Annotated in this window: 16 protein-coding genes; 3 read left to right on the top strand and 13 right to left on the bottom strand. The window is 65.1% G+C overall.

Going from position 1 to position 17616, the window contains the following annotated elements; all coding sequences use genetic code 11:
* Nucleotides 1-328: 328 nt before the first annotated feature.
* From ACTJK8_RS12990 to ACTJK8_RS12965, 6 genes are all read right to left on the bottom strand, one after another.
* Nucleotides 329-460 (bottom strand): hypothetical protein, encoded by a 132-nt coding sequence (locus ACTJK8_RS12990; RefSeq protein ID WP_440762027.1) that lies wholly within the window; start codon nt 458-460, stop codon nt 329-331.
* 16 nt (nt 461-476) lie between these two features.
* A complete protein-coding gene (locus tag ACTJK8_RS12985; RefSeq protein WP_440762026.1) occupies nt 477-713 on the bottom strand; it encodes a hypothetical protein in 237 nt (78 codons plus the stop codon).
* The gene (locus ACTJK8_RS12980) at nt 706-2763 is read right to left on the bottom strand and encodes an AAA family ATPase (protein ID WP_440762025.1); all 2058 of its coding nucleotides are present in this window, start codon (nt 2761-2763) and stop codon (nt 706-708) included. Before ACTJK8_RS12980 ends, ACTJK8_RS12985 begins: the two co-directional genes overlap by 8 nt.
* A gap of 185 nt (nt 2764-2948) precedes the next feature.
* Entirely contained in the window at nt 2949-3281 is a 333-nt protein-coding gene (locus ACTJK8_RS12975; protein WP_440762024.1) for a hypothetical protein, read from the bottom strand.
* A 516-nt stretch (nt 3282-3797) separates the two neighbouring features.
* Nucleotides 3798-4148 (bottom strand): hypothetical protein, encoded by a 351-nt coding sequence (locus ACTJK8_RS12970; RefSeq protein WP_440762023.1) that lies wholly within the window; start codon nt 4146-4148, stop codon nt 3798-3800.
* Between the two features lie 63 nt (nt 4149-4211).
* On the bottom strand, nt 4212-5381 hold the full coding sequence (locus tag ACTJK8_RS12965; RefSeq protein ID WP_440762022.1) for a SidA/IucD/PvdA family monooxygenase: 1170 nt from the start codon (nt 5379-5381) through the stop codon (nt 4212-4214).
* 450 nt (nt 5382-5831) lie between these two features.
* Between ACTJK8_RS12965 and ACTJK8_RS12960 the strand changes: the two genes are divergently transcribed.
* Together ACTJK8_RS12960 and ACTJK8_RS12955 are read left to right on the top strand one after the other, a co-directional pair.
* Nucleotides 5832-6806 (top strand): HamA C-terminal domain-containing protein, encoded by a 975-nt coding sequence (locus ACTJK8_RS12960; protein WP_440762021.1) that lies wholly within the window; start codon nt 5832-5834, stop codon nt 6804-6806.
* Between the two features lie 107 nt (nt 6807-6913).
* Nucleotides 6914-9337 (top strand): DEAD/DEAH box helicase, encoded by a 2424-nt coding sequence (locus ACTJK8_RS12955; RefSeq protein WP_440762020.1) that lies wholly within the window; start codon nt 6914-6916, stop codon nt 9335-9337.
* A gap of 23 nt (nt 9338-9360) precedes the next feature.
* Here the strand turns inward: ACTJK8_RS12955 and ACTJK8_RS12950 are convergent, their stop codons facing one another.
* Nucleotides 9361-9591, bottom strand: a complete 231-nt coding sequence (locus tag ACTJK8_RS12950; RefSeq protein ID WP_440762055.1) for a DCL family protein — start codon at nt 9589-9591, stop codon at nt 9361-9363.
* A gap of 215 nt (nt 9592-9806) precedes the next feature.
* Nucleotides 9807-10679 carry a metallophosphoesterase gene (locus ACTJK8_RS12945; protein WP_440762019.1) on the bottom strand — a complete coding sequence of 291 codons (873 nt, stop codon included), beginning with the start codon at nt 10677-10679 and terminating at the stop codon, nt 9807-9809.
* A 357-nt stretch (nt 10680-11036) separates the two neighbouring features.
* Between ACTJK8_RS12945 and ACTJK8_RS12940 the strand changes: the two genes are divergently transcribed.
* On the top strand, nt 11037-11519 hold the full coding sequence (locus ACTJK8_RS12940) for a hypothetical protein (RefSeq protein ID WP_440762018.1): 483 nt from the start codon (nt 11037-11039) through the stop codon (nt 11517-11519).
* Nucleotides 11520-11523: 4 nt separating this feature from the next.
* On the opposite strand, the gene ACTJK8_RS12935 is transcribed toward ACTJK8_RS12940, so the two are convergent.
* The 5 genes from ACTJK8_RS12935 to ACTJK8_RS12915 form a co-directional block, all read right to left on the bottom strand.
* On the bottom strand, nt 11524-12879 hold the full coding sequence (locus tag ACTJK8_RS12935) for a restriction endonuclease PLD domain-containing protein (protein WP_440762017.1): 1356 nt from the start codon (nt 12877-12879) through the stop codon (nt 11524-11526).
* 140 nt (nt 12880-13019) lie between these two features.
* Nucleotides 13020-14456 carry a tyrosine-type recombinase/integrase gene (locus ACTJK8_RS12930; protein ID WP_440762016.1) on the bottom strand — a complete coding sequence of 479 codons (1437 nt, stop codon included), beginning with the start codon at nt 14454-14456 and terminating at the stop codon, nt 13020-13022.
* A 915-nt stretch (nt 14457-15371) separates the two neighbouring features.
* Nucleotides 15372-15659, bottom strand: a complete 288-nt coding sequence (locus ACTJK8_RS12925) for a hypothetical protein (protein WP_012320974.1) — start codon at nt 15657-15659, stop codon at nt 15372-15374.
* 255 nt (nt 15660-15914) lie between these two features.
* Nucleotides 15915-16250, bottom strand: coding sequence for an AtuA-related protein (locus tag ACTJK8_RS12920; protein WP_440762015.1), 336 nt, complete (start codon nt 16248-16250; stop codon nt 15915-15917).
* An 18-nt stretch (nt 16251-16268) separates the two neighbouring features.
* On the bottom strand, nt 16269-17606 hold the full coding sequence (locus ACTJK8_RS12915) for an acyclic terpene utilization AtuA family protein (RefSeq protein ID WP_440762014.1): 1338 nt from the start codon (nt 17604-17606) through the stop codon (nt 16269-16271).
* Nucleotides 17607-17616: the final 10 nt, after the last annotated feature.

The following is a 17616-nucleotide window of genomic DNA, read 5'->3' as shown; positions in this document are numbered from 1 at the left end:
TGACCCGTCGCGTATGAGCGCGCGGAGCGAGGAAGGGATACAGGGGGGTGGGCGGCGGAACTGCCTTTCGAAACGACCGCGGGCATGGCTGATCACTCCCAGGCAAGGGTGATGAGGCGGCGCCAGGGCCGCGACTTTTCGCGAGGTAAGGACCTGCCGGCGCGCAAATGCACCAACCAGCGTCGATTACCGTGCGAGGCGTGGGGGTTTTACAAGACGATGCATGGAAGCCTCCCGGTCCGGCGTGGCGCCGGTCTGTGGCCGCTGGGCGGCCGTCCGTCGGGGGCTTAGGTCGGCCGGTGCTCCCGGCCGAAGGTCCGCAACGACCTCAGGCTTTGGAGCCAGGCTGACGGTTGGCCCGCACGAAGGCGGCCATGTGTTGCGAGAAGGTCGTCATGGTTCCCTTATGCCAGAAAAGGCGTTCGGCGCCCAGGACGAAACGACCGGTTTCAAGAACCATCGACTCCATCCTTGGATCATGGTTGCCCATTCCTTTCTGGGCGCAGGCCGGGGAACCGGACCACGTTCGGGCCGATGGGCCGGGTATGGAATTCCTCCAGCGCCTGCTCCTCGGCCACGTCCAGCCCGATCTGGATCTCGGCCAGCACCGACCCCAGGAGGTTGTCGAAGGTGAGCGGGTCCAGGGCGCGCCGGACGCGGATCAGGCCGACGATGACCTGGGCCACCTGATCGTCGACGTGGGCGTCACTCATGGGGGCCTCCCACGGTGGAGACGGGTCCGTCGACGACGACCTCGGGATCGGGAACCCCGATGATCCTGCGGACCTCGTCCCCACCCAGCACCCTGCGCTCCAGCAGGCGGTGAGCGAGCCGGTCGATGGTGCGTGCGTTCGCGCGGATCAGGTCGACGGCGAGGGCGTAGAGGCGGTTCAGGTCCGCCTCCACGATGGCCCTCAAGGATGCGTCGGCGCGCACGAGCGACAAGGCATCGGTCTGGTCGCAGCGGTACAGGATCGACTGCCCCAAGCACCACGACGCGTGCTTCCCCGCGACCAGCGACGTGGCATGCGCCAGGTCCGAGCCTCGGCTGCCGGCGGATCCCGACGTGACCTGCCCCCAATGCCCATCGGCCGCCCGCCCCGCCAGGATCGAGATCACGAGACCATCCAGGTCCTCGGCGGACATCATCTGGGTCTCGCGAAGGCGGGCCGACGTACGACCGGCGAAGGCGCCCTTGGCGACCAGCGACACGGTCGTGACCGTCCCGACCAGCAAGGCTTCCGTAGCGTAGCAATGCGATGCCTCGTGGCGGGCGACCGCGAGAAGGTGGGCGGGGGAGCGCGTCTCCGGCGGGGCGACCTGGTCGACAAGGTCGCCGAGGACCATCTCACGGCCGGCCTGCCTCGCCACCATCCTGGCGCCCTTGGCCCATCCGGCGATCTCGGCGCCGGTGGCCCCCGCGCCGATGTTGGCGAGCGGCATCAGGTCGACGCCGGGCAGCGCGTCGCCGAGGTGCTGCCGGAGGATGCCGGCGATTGCGGGGATGTCCGGCCGCGGGATGTGGACAATCCTGTTGAGCCTGCCGGGCCGCACCAAGGCCTCGTCCAGCCGCTCCGGAAAGTTCGTGGCCCCGATCACAACGAAGCGCGAGTTCGCGCCGGACACCGCCGAATCGAGCGCCAGCAGGATGTGGGAGATGATCGGTACCCAGTAATCCCGGTAACGACTATCGACCGTAGCCCTGTTGGGAATGCTGTCACACTCGTCGAGGAGGATCACGACAGGTCCGCCCATGGAAGCGGCTCTGGCGAAGACGGCATCAACGGCTCGCACGATCTCGTTGAGGTAGCCGCCGCCGCTCGCGAACCACGTCGAGACGCTCGTTGCGATCAACGGTACGCCAGCGGACTTGGCCAGGCTTCGGGCGAAGGTGGTCTTCCCGACGCCGGCATCTCCTGCGAGGACGATGTTGCGGTCCTCGATGGACGACCATGACCGTTCGCCCCGCCGGTACTCCTCGATGGCGGAGACCAGCCGCAGCCCCCATTCCTGGGCCTCGCCGTAGCCCAGGCAATTGGCGAGCGCCGGCACGGCTTCGAGCCCGACCTCCACATCGGTGCGCTTCGAGGCCGAGGCTGCCCTGAGACGCCGGACGCAGGCGGAGGCGGTGCTGCCCTTCCGGATGCAGGATGCGATCTCCATCGGCGTGAGCCCATGCGCCACACCATCGGCGAGGGGCTTGGGAAGGCGGCCCGTGACGATCTGGATCGTTCTTCGGATCGCCAGCGGAGAAGGGATGCCGATGGCCACCCGGAGGTCGGCGGCCGCCATCAGTGTCGATGGCAGGTAGCGTTCGGGAGCGGTCGACACGCCGAGGACGCTGCGTCCCGCACCGAGGGCGTTGGCGCAAGTCTCATTGCCCACCTCGGGCCTATCGGTCGTCCGACTGCCGCCGTGGCGCTTGATGATTTCTCGCCATTCGTTTGTCCGGTGGAGGGCGTCCGCGACGGGCTCGATCCAGTCAGCGGTCGATACCGCGACGGTCATGGCGAGCCCCCGGCCCCTGGCGAGCCGCCGTCGGTCCCGGGGCGTCATGGCTTCGTGCAGCATCGCCGCGGCGAGCACCGTCGAGACGGATAGGTCGGCCGCCACGTCGGTCAGAGGCAGGCGGTGCTTACCGCGGTTGGCGCTGAGATCCTCGAACGCATGATCAAGGTGGTCGAGGTCGTCGGCCTGGCGCCCGGTCTTTCTGAGGCGCTGGAGTGGGCTTGGGGTCTTGGGTGCTAAGGTCTTCTTGCTCACGGCAGCCTCCATCGCGAGGCCGCCGCGCGCCGATGCGCGTCGGTCAGGCCCCGGGGGGTGTCTCGAAGGGGTTTGGAATGGTGCCAGCCGCGGTCAGGCGGCGGCACGGACGCCGGCAGGCGGCGCCAGCTTTCGGTTTGAGGCGAAGGCGGTAGGCCATTGAGCTGATCTTTCAGGATGACCGATTAGTCGGGGTCGCCAGGGTCCCAGGCGTCAAAGTCGACCCGGCGGGCGGTCGCGCTGACCCTGACCCCTTGTCGGGCCGGCTCGCCGCGCTCCCGGAGCCATCGCGCCTGCGCCTCGGCCTCCGTGAGGCAGGCACGCCCCATGGCGACGAGCATTGTCCTGACGATGCGGGTGAACGGCGCGCCGGGGTAGGTCTCAGTCGCGAGTGTCAGACGGCGGAAGATCTCGCCGACAAGGCGGGAGGGATCATCAAATGGCGGAGGTGGCCCGGTCAGGTCGGAGCCCGCACAGGCGTCGCACCGCCCGCCAGGCGGCTTGAGGGTATCGTTCATGGAGCTGCCCACGCGCAGGGGTAGCCGGCCGCACTCGATGGCGGCGGGTCAGCCCTGGGGAATGTCGAACGGACGCTAGTGCGCCCGGGACGGGGGCGGCCGGCGAAAAGCCTGGCCTAGGAGGCAGCGGGTTTCCGGAGCATGGTCGTCATCGGGAGCGAACCTTTAAAGGGACTCCCGGGCGCGCAAGGCTATCCTCGGGAGGAATCGGCGTGGGCCGGTGCGGGGATCCCCGCCCGGAGCGCCGTGAATTTGGTCTGCGAGAACATGAGGTCTTAAGTAAACGTGAAGACCAGGCGCCGCAACCCGTCCCAGGCCGGGGCACACAACTCATCGACGACGTAGTTAACGACTCGCTGCATCAAACTCGGCTCCACACCAGGGGGCGGACGGACGCAAGATCACCCGGAACGGGGGCGGCGAGCTAGGAACTGGGCCTGGTAAGCAAATAATAATGGGCCGGGAAGCTCCCGACCCATCAATGTGCTCTGATTGTTACCTGACTATCGTATGTAACTAGATAGTAGGCTCTAAAGCCGCGACCGCCTTGGCCGCGCGCGGTTGTGCGCGGGACCGCGGCTGCGCAGCCGGCTGCTTCGCCTTAGCGGGTTGAGAGGCAGCCTTGCCCTTCGGACGCTTCATCGGCTCCAACTTGACCGGTTGCAAACGCAGCTTTGCCGGCTGCGGCTTCACAAAGCGTCTGTCACCTTCCGCCCGAAGGGTGCGCAGGCCAGCTTGCAGCACCTCGCGCATGATGTCGTTCTTACTGCGATCCTCGTGGTATGCGACTACCTTGAGCTCCTGATCGAGATCGTCAGGGAGGTAGACGCTTCGGAGGACGAGGTTAGATCCTGTTTTTCCGGCCATCGGGACCTCCATGCATATGGGTATATATATGTACGGGTTTCCATGCGTTTCGCAAGGAGGTTGCTAACGGTAGGGCCTCAGGACGCGCTCCGCCATCCCCCCCAAAACCATCAGGGAATTGTACCCGGGGCCAATGATCTGCGAGTGCATGGGTGCGTGGATTTTAGGCCACCCGCGAAGGTCAAACGATAGGTCATCCAGCATCCGATCTTCCAATCGTTCTGCGTTCTTACGGGACACGCGCGTTTGCAGCGCCTTAGGCAGGAGAGAAGTAAACCACCAAGCATCAAAGCCGGAGGCATCAATTACGACATCGGCGGGTACTTCAACCGGATCAGGGCTCGTATTGTTCTGGCAAAATACAACGAGCTTTTTTCCGCGCGTCCCAGCTTTTATCTCAATGGCCCGTCCGGGCGTGAACACCAGCCCCTCCGCCTCGGAAAGGATGTCTGTTACATTCTCCCATACTACTCCCCTGTTGAGCCGTTTGACGAAATTTCGACGCTCCTCGTTATAGAAGGCCTCCCACGGCACTTCATCATCGAATATCCGATTCTCGAAGAAATTTACTGTTCTATTGAAAAGCGTACCCTGTGTATTTACAAGATTTATATTCCTGCCCTCTGGCAGATTTCGCACTAGCCATGCAGCGATAGCTGCAGTTGTTCCCCCTCCGCCAATAATGACCACTTCAGCGCGAGGTTTTTTCAGCGTATTCAGGATAGCGACGCGGTGGTTCCAGAAGTTCTGACCACCGAACACATTCCTCAGGCGGGTCTTTGCCAGCTTGTTTACGGACGGCCCAGGCCCGGTAAAAACGACCCCATCAAACCCTTCCAGGGCGTCAGGCTGGTCGGTCTTTTTGTCGTGAAATTCAACTATCCAGCGGCCTCTGGATCTGCGTATTCCGGTTACCTTTGCGATCAGAGGCTCGTTGTCTGCCTGGCGCAGCGCGAACCGGATGTAGTCCGCGAACTCTCGATGAGTCTCTGGCCTTCTGCCACGGGAGACCCATTCGGCGTACCGCGCCTTGTTATGGGGCGGGCTCAGCTGGAAGGCGTCCCAGGAAAACTCCTTCTTTAGGATGGAAGCAAGCTCAGGGAAAATCTTGTCCGGATAGTACGGGAACCCGAGGTCCCGCTCCGCTGGCGTGCAGAGCTTCTGATCACCGTCTGTGTAACCATGAGAGCCATCCCAGGCGGCAGCGATCCCGCGTTCTTCGAACACCGTCACGCTGATTTGGTTCTCAGCTCCTTCGAAACGGTTAATGCAGTGAGCCCGGGCTACGATAGCGGCAGCCTTGGGTCCGCAGCCCACGACCGCAATGTTCCTCTGTGCCAAGCGAGCCCCCGATCTTTTCAGCCTAGGATATGCATCCGAGCCAGATTCGGAAATCAGTTCGCGATGGCTTCAACCATAATTTCAGGCCGGCGGGCGGGTGTCGCTGCGCAACCTGATCGCCGAGCTGCCACGCGGGCGTTGGCATAGGGCAGTGGGCCCGCACCTGGCCGCCTGGATGTCGGAACAGAAACCTAGCTAAGCCGTTAGAGGTATGTCGAATTATAACTCGGCGGCACATGCGCCTCGGAACGCTGCAGCACCACTCAGATAGCGCGCGCCCAGGCAACCCGTTCGACGGGACGCCGGGGCGGCGAATCATGGTCTAATCTCGTGTCGGACGGGATGACCTTCGATCCGGCGGAGTTGCAGGGCATACTCTTGTCCCTAACTACGGATCACGACGACCTAGGCGTCAGAGTTCGCAGGCTCGAACATCAAGCAAAGTGCCAGAACCCCCACATCCGGATGCATGGCCACTACTTTGCATTCCGAGAAGGCAAGCCAACCGTTGCCGAGTTTGTGGAGCTTCTATCGACCAAGCTTATCTCGTTCTGTATGTCGCGAAAGTCAATCAACGCCGCCCATGAGAAATTGCGACACCTATCACCACAGAAGCAGTTCGAGCGTGCGACTGCGCTACGCGATCAAGCAGTCGATCTCTTCAAACGGGCCCAGCGCAATACGAACCGAAACGGTGAGTTCGGTGAGGTCATTACATACTTATTGATCGAGCATGTGCTCAAGGCGCCTCAACTCGTCGCCAAGATGAGCCTCAAGACGAGCCGTGAGATGCCCGTCCATGGCTCTGATGGCGTCCACTTCAGCTTCGACCCCGCCACGGGCGGACTGACCCTGCTCTGGGGCGAGTCCAAGTGCTACGCCTCCGTCGCCAACGCCCTGTCTGAGGCGGTGAAGTCCGTTGCCGAGAACCTGCAGGACGACAAGATGAAGCAGGAGATCTTCCTGGTCCGGGAGCACGGCGACCTTTCGGCCTTTTCGGATGCTGGCCGTGATGCGATCATGTCCTTCCTCGATCCCTACGCCGAAAATTACAACCAGCGCATCGACGGATCGGTCATCCTGGTCGCGTTCGATTTTGAGCGATTCGCAGACATGAACGGACTCAAGCCGGCCGACGTCGACAACGCCTTCCAAGATGCTCTGCGCGTCGAGCTCGACTCGTGCGCGACGCGTCTGGACGCTCAACTCAAGAAGAATGGAATCGAGCATCACACCATCGACGTCTTCTTTCTGCCGGTCCCCTCCGTGCAGGACCTCCGCATGCGGTTTCAGCACAGGATCGGTTGGGCCGCGTGATCGAGGCACTGGGGGAACGGATCTGGGGGCACGCCCAATTTCACGCGCACCGCGCGGATTTGGAAGGAGCCTGGCTTCAGCGTGAGCTTGGTCTCGACGAGACACTCATGCTTTCCAACGCCGACCTTCTGCGTTGCGTCCAGGCGGCAACAGTTCTCGCCTGCTCGGCGGTGCCGGAGCGACAGGGCGCGGCCTACGGCATCGCCGCCTGTGCCGCGGACCTGGATCGCCAGGACCTACCAGGGCTGGCTGGTATCCTCCGCATCGTTCTCACCCGGATGGGGAATTTTCCGGCCCTCGCGTCGGCGCCCCACGTCGAGGAATTTCGTCGTCTGCCGACGTTACCTGCGCTTGCCGAGGAGATCCGGCGGGATGGCAATCGGATCACTGTCGGGAAAGAGCCCATAGACCTCACCGACTTTCAGCGGCACCTCTGGCAGGACCTGGACGACGGGCAGAACGTGTCCGTGTCGGCACCCACGTCGGCAGGCAAGTCGTTCGTTCTACAGGCCCACCTGCGGAGCCTTGCCCAGAGCGGCAGGCTCACCGTGGCCTGCTACATCGTGCCGAGCCGGGCGCTCATCGCGCAGGTGACCGACGCCGTCGCCAAGTGGCGTCGAAGCGACGCGCTCCGCGGCTTCCAGATCGTGAACGTCCCCCTGCCGGCGGAGACGACGCTTCCCGAGCGCGCGATCTACGTGCTCACGCAGGAACGTCTCCAGGCTATCATGGGCGCCCACCCGGGATTCGCCGCCGACGTCGTCATCTCCGACGAGGCGCAGGGCATTGAGGATGGTTCGCGCGGGGTCCTCCTGCAGGGCGTTATCGACCAGCTGATTGCTAAACGCCCCAAGGCGCAGTTCATATTCGCTGGTCCGAACATCCGGGATCCAGGCGTCTTCGGGAAAATCTTCGACGTCGGCGAACTGAGGCAGGTTTCGACGCGTTCGCCCGCGGTCCTTCAGAATCTCATCGTTGTGAACACCCGCTCACCCCTGAGGAAGCTTGCCGTCGAGAAGGTGTTGGACGGCATGCGACACCCCCTCGGTGAGACCGAGATCGGGATGAACCTTCCCAGCGTGAAGGAGAGGCTGATCCGCGTGGCCGAACGGTTCGGCCGGTCGAAACCATCGATCGTCTACGCCAACGGCCCCGCGGACGCGGAGAAGGTGGCGCTGGGGCTCAAAGAAGTCTCGACGACCGATGCGTCCGAGGACCCCCGTATCGTCGAGCTTATCTCCCTGGTCAGGTCAGCGGTGCACGACCGCTACGATCTCGTCGAGTGCCTCAAGCGTCGTGTGGGTTTCCACTACGGACGCATCCCTGCCCTGGTGCGTCGGAACGTTGAGGCGGCGTTCGCCGATGGCGACATCCAGTACCTCGTGACGACGAGCACGCTCATTCAAGGCGTGAACTTTCCCGCGGCAAACCTCTTCGTCTGCAAGCCCAAGAAAGGGCAGCGGGACCCGCTTACGGCCGCCGAGTTCTGGAACCTCGCCGGACGCGCAGGGCGCCTGGGTCGGGAGTTCCAGGGGAACATCTTTCTGATCGATTACGACGAGTGGGATACCAAACCGGCCAACCAAGGGAACGAGGTCGACGTTCAAAGTGCCCTCAGCAGAACACTCGCCAACGAATTTGATGCAGTCATAGACTGTGCGCTTGAGGCGAACCCGCTTCGCGAAACCAATAAGGCCATCAATATCGAAGCGGCGTTCGGGCGGCTGTTATCCGATTTGGGCACGGGCCGCATCCAAACGACGCTAGATCGATGTGACGTGCCTAAGCCAGACCAGGCGCGCATCGTCGTCGCACTGGAGACGGCGAGGAGCCAAATCGACCTGCCGACTACGGTCCTCGCCAAATCGCCGACGGTCTCCCCGATCCGGCAACAGCGACTTGCCACATACCTTGAAAGCGAAGTCAGAGACGGAGGCGTGAAGCGACTAGAGGAGCTCCTGCCTCGACATCCACGGGACCCAGACGCCTACAAAAGCCTTTGTGAAGTATTCCGCGTTTGTCATGAGCAACTTATGTCACTCCAAGTGCCTCGCCTGCATTTGAGAATGGCAGCTATTGCCCTTAAATGGATGAGAGGCGAGCAGCTACCTGCAATAATTGACAAAAACCATACGTATGAAAAGGATAAACCGATAGCCACGGTCATCCGTGAAACACTTCAAGACATAGAAGAAGACATCAGGTTTAAATACTTTAGACTATCTATCTGCTATCTCTCAGTTTTTGAGCATATTCTGATATCAAATGGGTATCCAGAATATGCCAGCAGCTTGACGGCTCTACCCAGCTATCTGGAGGTGGGCGCCTCGGATCCCACCATGATTAGTTTTGTGGGCCTCGGCTTGTCACGTTACGTGGCCAGCGCACTAACCGAGTTGACGATAGACAAAGGAATGGACGAGACGAGGGCGCTCGCTTGGCTTCGGGCACAGGACTTGGACGCGGTGCTTAGTTCGAGGCTCATGCGCGCGGACGTCGATAGGGCACTGGCGAACGCACCTATCGAGTGATCGCGCTTGCAGGATGTTTTAGACTAAGCCGCCCGAGCAGGCGAGATGCACGTTAGATATGAGAAACGTTCCCAAGTACCATCCGATCGCACTACCCTGAAGCATTGCGTTCCGTAGTCTGCGCTTTGAACTTCGAAGTGATCCACCCCGACCCCAGACTTCTCGGCGTACTCCGGATGCCGTTTTATGAGGTCCGCAAGTTCGGCGCCGTCCTCATCTGAGACCCGATCACCAGGCTGGTAGCGGTTGAGCATTGATGCGAAATGTTCGTTTGCAAGAGTCTGGTTCGCGAACGTTCGCGAGGACAGGACAACCGGCTTTCCGCGCGCCATCTCAGAGTGCTCCACGTGAATGAGAAATATGTAGTCGTCGCACTGTTACGCTCAAGGACCCAGCGAAGGGGAACATTCCCACAGGTTTGGTAGGGCTGAAGCTCGCGCTCGCGTCGGACACGACCGAGAGCAAGGGCTCAAGATGAGCATCTCACTCGTGCCGGCCAACCGGAGCTACAACCGGCAGAAGTCAGAACCTGGCACTTCGGGACGACAATTAGTGAAGGCACAAAGCCTGACGTCTCATCGGCATGCCCCCTTGGATTGCACACCACCCTCGTCCGACCAATCCGATAGTCGGCCGCCCGATGCACGTGCCCGTGGATCCATAAGTCCGGCCCCCTGTCCATGATCATGTCGGTGAGATCCGACGCATAGCACCAGGCGAGGTCCGCATGCGGGTCTTGCAGGCTAGCCGGATGCGGGGCGTGATGTGTCACGACCACCGTCGGGCCATCGTGAGGGCGGGCGAGTTCGTCCTCGATGAAGGCTCGGGTCACCCGGTGCATTGCGAGCACCTCGCCCGGCTCGATCCTGTCCCGGGAACGGGGACCCGTCCTGATCCGGCGGTAGTCCATCATCCCGTTGCGGCCCTGGGCGCTCCGGAAGGCGTGTGACAGGCTGAAACTTCCCCACCCGAAGTCCGTGAACAGGGCATTCCCCAGGAAGCGCGTGCCACCGATCACGACCGCGTCGTCGAGCAGCAGGTGGATGCCGAGTGCGGACGCCCGATCCCTCCCGCGCTCGAACTGGTCATGGATCGTGTAGCGGTCCTCGCCCCTGTTCCACCACGCCTCGTGGTTCCCGGGCACCATAACGACTTCCGATCCGCGCAGGCGCTCACCCAGCCAGTCCAGGGCTTGGGTGAGAGGCATATGGATGTCGCCGGCAACCACCACGACGTCGAAGCCACCGCTTGGCTCGTGGTCTGCCGGGTCCCAGGCGTTCGCGGCGTGCTCCTGATGGAGGTCGCTGAAGGCCCATAGGCGCATGGGCGTGGGGGATGTCATCTGAGCCTCCTGGGATTACGGAGGCTCGGCAGGCGGCGAGATCCTCCTCAGGCAAACGGATGGGGGTTGGGCGCGCTTTTCATGATGCGGGATCCTTGGTCGGCGGGACGATCGCTTGGGCTCTGCGGGCAGGCAAGCACGGCGGGGTAGCGGCCGCCAGATATCCCCTGGCGACTCGATAACAGCATGACAGCTTGCCAGTGTACTGGCAGATAATCCTCGGGCGCCGCCTTCTGGTGGGCGCCCGTTAACGGCCCTCTGTCATGACTGCTTGCTGTCACCGCTTCCGGGCCGGCAGCCATGCCTATTCCACGCCGTCGTACCGTTGAGGACCTCCAGACCGGCAACCGCAAGGTCATGATCTACGTGGCGCCGGATCTCCATCGCGAGATGAAGCTGGTCGCGCTGGATGAGGACCGGTCGGCAAGCGACGTCTACGGCGAGGCCGTGAGGGCCTATCTAGGGAGCCGTGGGGTGAAGGTCGGCCAGGGGAGGGAGCGGGCAGATTCCGTGCAGGCGGCGACCACGGCCGAACTCGCCGAGGCCATCGACAGGCAGGGTAGGAGGATTGAGGACCTTCATGCCGCCGTCGCCGCCGTAACAGGCCCGCCGCGCCGGGACGGTCAGGAACCCGGCGGGACGAAAGCCGCCGAGGCGATGAAGGTCTTGCTCGCCTGTGCGAAGGCGGCAGGATCTGCTGGAGTGGAAAGCGACGGCTTGAGTACCGCTGCCCGAGCTGCCGGCATCAAATCGGGGGCTGAAGAGGCAGCAAAGACCGTGCTGCGAGCCGCGGGCCTGCTGCGCTTCGAGAAAAGGCGCTGGTACGTGGACGGGACGTGACCGCCTACGGGAGCCAGTCGCGGTCGCGCCATCCCAGCTCGTCCAGGCTATCCTCCAAGTCTGAACGAACGTCGCTTGGCGCATGGGCTCCGAGGAAGCCCAAACGTTCGACGAACGACCTTATGATCCGGCCGGTACCGCCGGTGGTGACGCTGGCTCGGTAGGTCAGATCTTCGAAGAATGAGGTCTCAAACTCCCGGACCGCATGCGCGTCCTCCCAAATGTCGGGCATGTCGACCAAGGTGAGCGTGCGAGCGAGGCGCCTGCGAGCATCCTCGTCCGACAACGTCGTCGTCCTCGACCGCAGGAAGCGCTCGAACAGGGCTTCCCGGTTCGGGACCGGCTGAACCTCGATCCGGTGCCTGTCGAGCAGTCCCTGCAGTGACGTCACGTGCGCTCCAAAGGCGATACGAACCCTTTCCTGCCCCGGGCCGGCGTTCAACTCGTCGGCTATCTCGGTCAGCTTCCTGAAACGGTCCGCCTCATCCTCGGCGATGCGAAGCCTGAGTTCCCTGGCGTACTTTCGCGGCATCCACAGCCCGAGCACGGTGTCGACGCTCGAACGGCGGTACTGGGTACGCTGAGCGACCGCCTCCTCACCTTCGATGACCGGCAGGTCGTCGAGGCCCAGAGCACTCCGAAGGCTGAAGCCGAACCCTTCCGTGCGCGGGCGGGCGTGCTCGACCCCGGCCTCGCCCGCGAGAACCGCCCCAATCTGCTCTCGATTATCCGGCGTGAAGCGGAAGGCATCGAAGGTGAAGAGGCGGGGCGTGGGCGGCTTGTGGCAGAGCTCCCCGGCCAGAAAGAAATCCCGCAGCGTGCGGATATCGACGGCGGGCTGAGGCTCCGAGACCGACCGCGCCTCCTCGAACACGGCATCCATGTACGCCATCAACGCATCGTGCCGGCCCGTCAGGCGCAGCATCAACTCGTGGCGCTTGCTGCCCGGATTGGCTGACCCGACGTACCAGACCGGATGCGTGGTCCTCAGGATGCGAAACAGCTTCGTGTGGAAGTGGACCGGCGAGTTCATGACGACCTTGACGGTGACGTTCCTGAACCCAGTGCTCCGAAGCTTCTTCTCCACTTCGCGCATGTCCGTCCAAGTCCGTGGGATGAGGGCAGTGGCCTCCAGTCCAACGGCGATCCTGATGGTGCATTCGCGCCTGGCATCGCGAGGCACCTTCCGGCACACGTTCACCAAGGCATCTACGGCGTAAAAGCCTCCGAGGATGGAGATCTCCGTTGCCCCCCTGGCATCGCCATGGATAGCTTCAATCAGTTCCTCGTAATGGATCTCCCGGTCGGCTAGGCCGATCAGGTCCTCACGGTGCACATAGATGGCTTCGTCGACGTTCATCGCCTAAGCACCCCGGTACGCAGGCGCGTCGCGCCAAGCCAGCAAAGCCAGACTAGGCCCGGCCTCAGGGGAGGCCAACGGGCCTGCCACGGCCCGCACCAAAGCAAAGCGGCCACGTGGGCTAATGTGGCACAACCTCCTCACGATCCGGCCACCCTCCTTCGGCGGGGAGTGAGTGCCTGGGCCTCGCGCACCGGGCTGCCGTCGAGCGGGGGCAACTGGACCTTCGCCACCGCGACCTTCGCGGCCTCCATCTCGGGTCCCTCGCTATAGCGGCCGAGCGTGAGCCCGGAGCGCTTGTGCCCGACTATGGCGGCGATCATGTCCCCGGAGGTGCCGCTGCGCTCAGCCTTCGTGCTGAACCAGCGCCGGAAGGAATGGAAGTTGACCAAGCTGCGCCGCTTGCCCGGCACGTTGTCCTGCACCCCGACCTTGATGCGATATCGCATGAAGTGCTTGGAGTAGTCCGCGGAGCGCTCACGCATCGAGGTGCCCGACTTCGGCCCCGGCCATTCCGGGAAGAACTCGTCTTCGGGAGCGCGCCCCTTCGCACGTCGAAGGACGATTTCCCGGAGCGCCGGGTGGATGGGCACGTCCCTCGCCTTCTTCTCCTTCTTCTGCGGCTTGAAGGTGAACCAGCCGTCGATGCTGTCCCCGACCCTCAGGTCGATGATCGCGTCGAGGCGGGCCCCGGTCAACGCGGCGATCATCATGACGTCCAGCATGGCGGGGTCCTTGGTCCCCATCAGGAGCTTCTGGACCTCGACATCCAGGAACGCCCTCTCCTCTGTTTCCGGGTCGGTGTCGGGCTTAGGAAGGTTCAGGTCCCAGAACGAGTTGACCTTGACCATCTGCCGACGCTTCATCCACTTCCAGTAGAGCTTCAGGCGTCCAAGGTGCTTGTTGTTCGTCGCCCAGGCGGCGCCCGTGAATTGCGGCAACCCGTCCATGAACCGCAGCGCCGTGAGCTCGTCGATGTTCTCCAGGTAAGGCGGCACGTTCTTCGCCACGCACCAGTCGAGGAGAACCTTGAGGGCCCGGGGGTCGTCGGTCCTCGACCTCGGCTTGATGTTGAGGGTCTTCATGAAGTCCTCGTGGTGCAGCGCAATGGGTGTCGCGGACCCATGCACCACCGCCGAGAACAGCTTCGCTGCCTCCTTGGCTTCCCTGGTCGGCACCTCGTGATCGACCCAGCCCTCATCTTCGACGTACACCCGGACCTTGCTGGCGTTCGTCAGCTCGATCTCGGCCTTGCGCTCGGCGATCTCCCTCGCGAAGTCATCGTACGCCTCGGTACCGCCCGCGGCCCTCAGGGTCTCGGCCCAGGCCGCAGCCTCCCGCAGGACCGATCCCTTGTCCCCGCCATGGATCTCCCAGGCCCTCGCGATCCTCGCTTGGAACGCCTTGACCACGGGGACCTTCAGGACGTTCGCCGACAGCAGCGACTTCGTGCCGAGCGCCTTCTTGAGGCGGGTTCCGAGCTGGCGCCGGAGCGGCGCCGGCACGCCCATCGACACCCTGTAGTACCCGCAATGGACTTCCAGGTACGCGTTCTTGGGATCCGGCTTGCGAGGCATGTGGAGATTACCGCGACTGGGGCATATGACCCCGAAATGTCACCGGGACCTGACCCCGGAAGCCGCAGCTATCCAAAGACTTAGATGGTTAACAATGGCTTAGGCGGCTGGGCGATGGAATCCCTCCGTCTCCGCCAGCACCGTCGAAGGTGCTGATGAATCGGCATTTTCTTCCTTCGCCCGACCGGCTTGGTCACTCGGTGCCACCTTCGCTGCGGGGGAATGAAGCCCGAGTGCCGCGCGCTGATTGTCCGCGATGCAAGGCGCGCCGCAACGGAGCATCCTCTGGAGCACCGCGTTCCGATGCGCGCTCGCCGAGACCTTCCCGATGGCCGAAGCCTGATCCGGGCGCGGGCCCTCCCGGATGGTACCTCCGCCGATCCCGACGCGGCTCCGGCCCCGGATTCGGCGCGGCCTTCGTCCCATGCGGCATGACGGGCCGCGCTTCCGCTCTGTCCCAACCGGCCGCCCTGAGCGGGTGCGGCGGACCGCTCACCACCGGTGTGTCGGCGTTCCGGACACGGTGCGCGGCTCGCCGTACCGGCAGCCCTTCACCGTGATGCAGGCACTGTAGAGTAGACACGGTCGCCGACGGGGCGGCCCTTGAACTGGGCGCCACCCCTGGAGGCTCGGGTCGGCGGCGCCGAAACCGGTGCGCGCGACGCGGGCGAACAGGGTGGTCCCGCGCCGGCAGGAACGGGTTGCCGTTCCGGTCGGCGGCCGCGAAGGTCTGGACGGCCCGGCTGGATGACACGCACGACGCCGGCCCACGGGCGCCGAGGGAGCAGGCCGAGCCGCCCGCGCAAGGCGCCGTCGGTCCGATCCGGTTGCGCGCCGGTGCGGTCGGTGAGGACCTGCGCCCGCGCGGAGTCCCGGCGGCCGCCTCCTCCGCGCGTCGCCCCGCTCGGGGCGCTCTCAGACGGCCCAATCCGCCGCCAGCGCGGCGGCCGCGTACCGGGCGCGCGCCGCGGCATCCCGCGGGAGCCCGGCGCGCTCGCACCACGCCGCGAAGATCTCCGGCTCGATCGGCACGCGCACGACCTCGACGCCGCTGCGCTGCACCTCCCGCTCCATCTGCTCCGTGGCGATGCGCCAGGTCTCGTAGTCGGGCGGCAGCTTGGCACCGTCCGCGAGGCTGGTGCGCAGGGCTTGGTACTGCTCCGGGGCGTACCAGGGCAGTCCGACGCGGCGGGGGCGGTCCATCTGGGCTCTTCGAACGGTCACGCTGAACGACCGTCAACGGTCGTGGGCGGCCTGTGGTTCGAACTCGGATCGCGGGCCGCCCGCGATCATGCCGCAGCGGCCGAACGCCCGATGGCCGCGCCGGCGGCCGACCGCTAGCCGATGGGGATGGATCCGCTCGTTCTCACCCTCATGGCCTCGGCCCTCACCTTCTCGAGCTTCCTCGTGCTGCTCGGCTGGCGCTGAGGCCCGGGATCGCGCGGCGGGCCGGCGGCCTCACCGCAGCGGCGCGCCCCCGGTTCCGGGCCGGTCCGGGATGTCCAGATCGAGGAGCGCGGAGCCGAGGCCCTTGCCGTGCGCGTCGAGGGCCAGGGAGCGGGTGACGCCGCCGCCGAGCGCGCCCGTGAGCACGAAGTTCAGCGCCCCGATCTTCGGCAGCGCGTAGCGGGTCACACCGCCGGTCACGATCCCGCGGAAATGCTCCCGCACCCGCTCGGCCGTGACGTGCGCCGCGAGGTGCTCGAAATCCGCCGCGTCGTAGGCGATCAGCGCGATGTTCGACGTGTTGCCCTTGTCGCCCGTGCGGGCATGGGCGAGCGCGCGCAGCTTCATCCTCGGGACTCCCGGCTCTCAGGCTTCGACGACGTGCACGCGCGGCCGGGCGAGCGCGGCGGGGACGAGGACCGACTGCACCGCCACCACCTCGCGGGCCGATTTCCAGGCGCCGCCGCCGCCGGCCGGGCCGTTGGTGTAGAGCGTCTCGACCTCGTTGCCGATCCGCACGGCCTCGGCGTGGGTCTCGGTCCGCCCGGCGACCCGCAGGCGGACTTCGTAGGGCTCGCGCCCGCCCGACAGCGCCGCGCCGTGGAGCGCGTCGACGCCGATCAGGTCGCAGCGCAGCTCGCGCGTCGCCACGCCGGTGAGGGCGAGGCGCTCGCGCACCACCGCCAGGGCGAGGCGGCCGCGGCCCAGGGCACCGGGTCCGGCGTAGGAGATCTGCCCCTCGCCGATATAGGAATCGACGTACCCGACCGAGACCTTCAGGAGGCCCGTCGCGGGCGCGCCGGTCGCGCCGCGCACCCGGACGCGGTCGGGGCCGACCTGCTCCATCTCGACCCCGGAGAAGTCGCCGACCACGTCCGGCTGGAGGTAGCGGGCCGGGTCGTGCACCTCGTAGAGCAGCTGCTCCTTGCAGGTGGCGAGGCTGATCCGGCCGCCCGAGCCCGCGACCTTCGCGATCTCGACGGTGCCGTCCTCGGCCACGATCCCGATGGGGAAGCCGAGGCGCGCGAGGTCCGGGACGTCCTTGCAGCCGGGATCCGCGAAGTAGCCGCCGGTGATCTGGCCGGCGCATTCGAGGAGGTGGCCCACGAGGGTGCCGCGGCCCAGGCGCTCCCAATCGTCCATCGCCCAGCCGAAGGCGTGCACGAGGGGGGCCAGGAACAGGGCCGGGTCGCCGACGCGGCCGGTGATGACCACGTCGGCGCCGTCCGCGAGGGCGGCCACGATCGGCGCCGCGCCGAGATAGGCGTTCGCCGAGACGATGCGGTTGCCGAGGCTGGCGACCGGTTCGCCGCTCTCCTCCAGGACGAAGTCGCCGGCCCGCACCGCGTCGAGCAGGTCGTCGCCCGTCACCGCCGCGATCCGCAGGCCGGCGAGGCCCATCTCCCGCGCGAGCGCCCCGGCCTTCCGGGCGGCGGCGACCGGGTTGGCCGCGCCCATGTTGGTGACGACGCGGATGCCGCGAGCCCGGCACGGCCCGAGCACGGCCCGCAGCCGCGCCTCCAGCAGCGGGTCGTAGCCGCCCTCGGGGTCGCGCAGCTTCGCCTGCTGCGCCAGCGCGATGGTGCGCTCGGCGAGGCACTCGAACACGAGGTAGTCGATGTCGCCGCGCTCCGCGAGCTCGACGGCGGGCTCGATGCGGTCCCCGGCATAGCCCGCGCCGGCACCGAGGCGGACGATTCTCATGGCGCGCTCT

Source organism: Methylobacterium sp. 22177 (genome assembly GCF_052045615.1).
GTDB classification, from domain to species: domain Bacteria; phylum Pseudomonadota; class Alphaproteobacteria; order Rhizobiales; family Beijerinckiaceae; genus Methylobacterium; species Methylobacterium radiotolerans.
The sequence above is the reverse complement of the archived record's forward strand: the minus strand, read 5'-3'. Positions and strand labels throughout refer to the sequence as shown.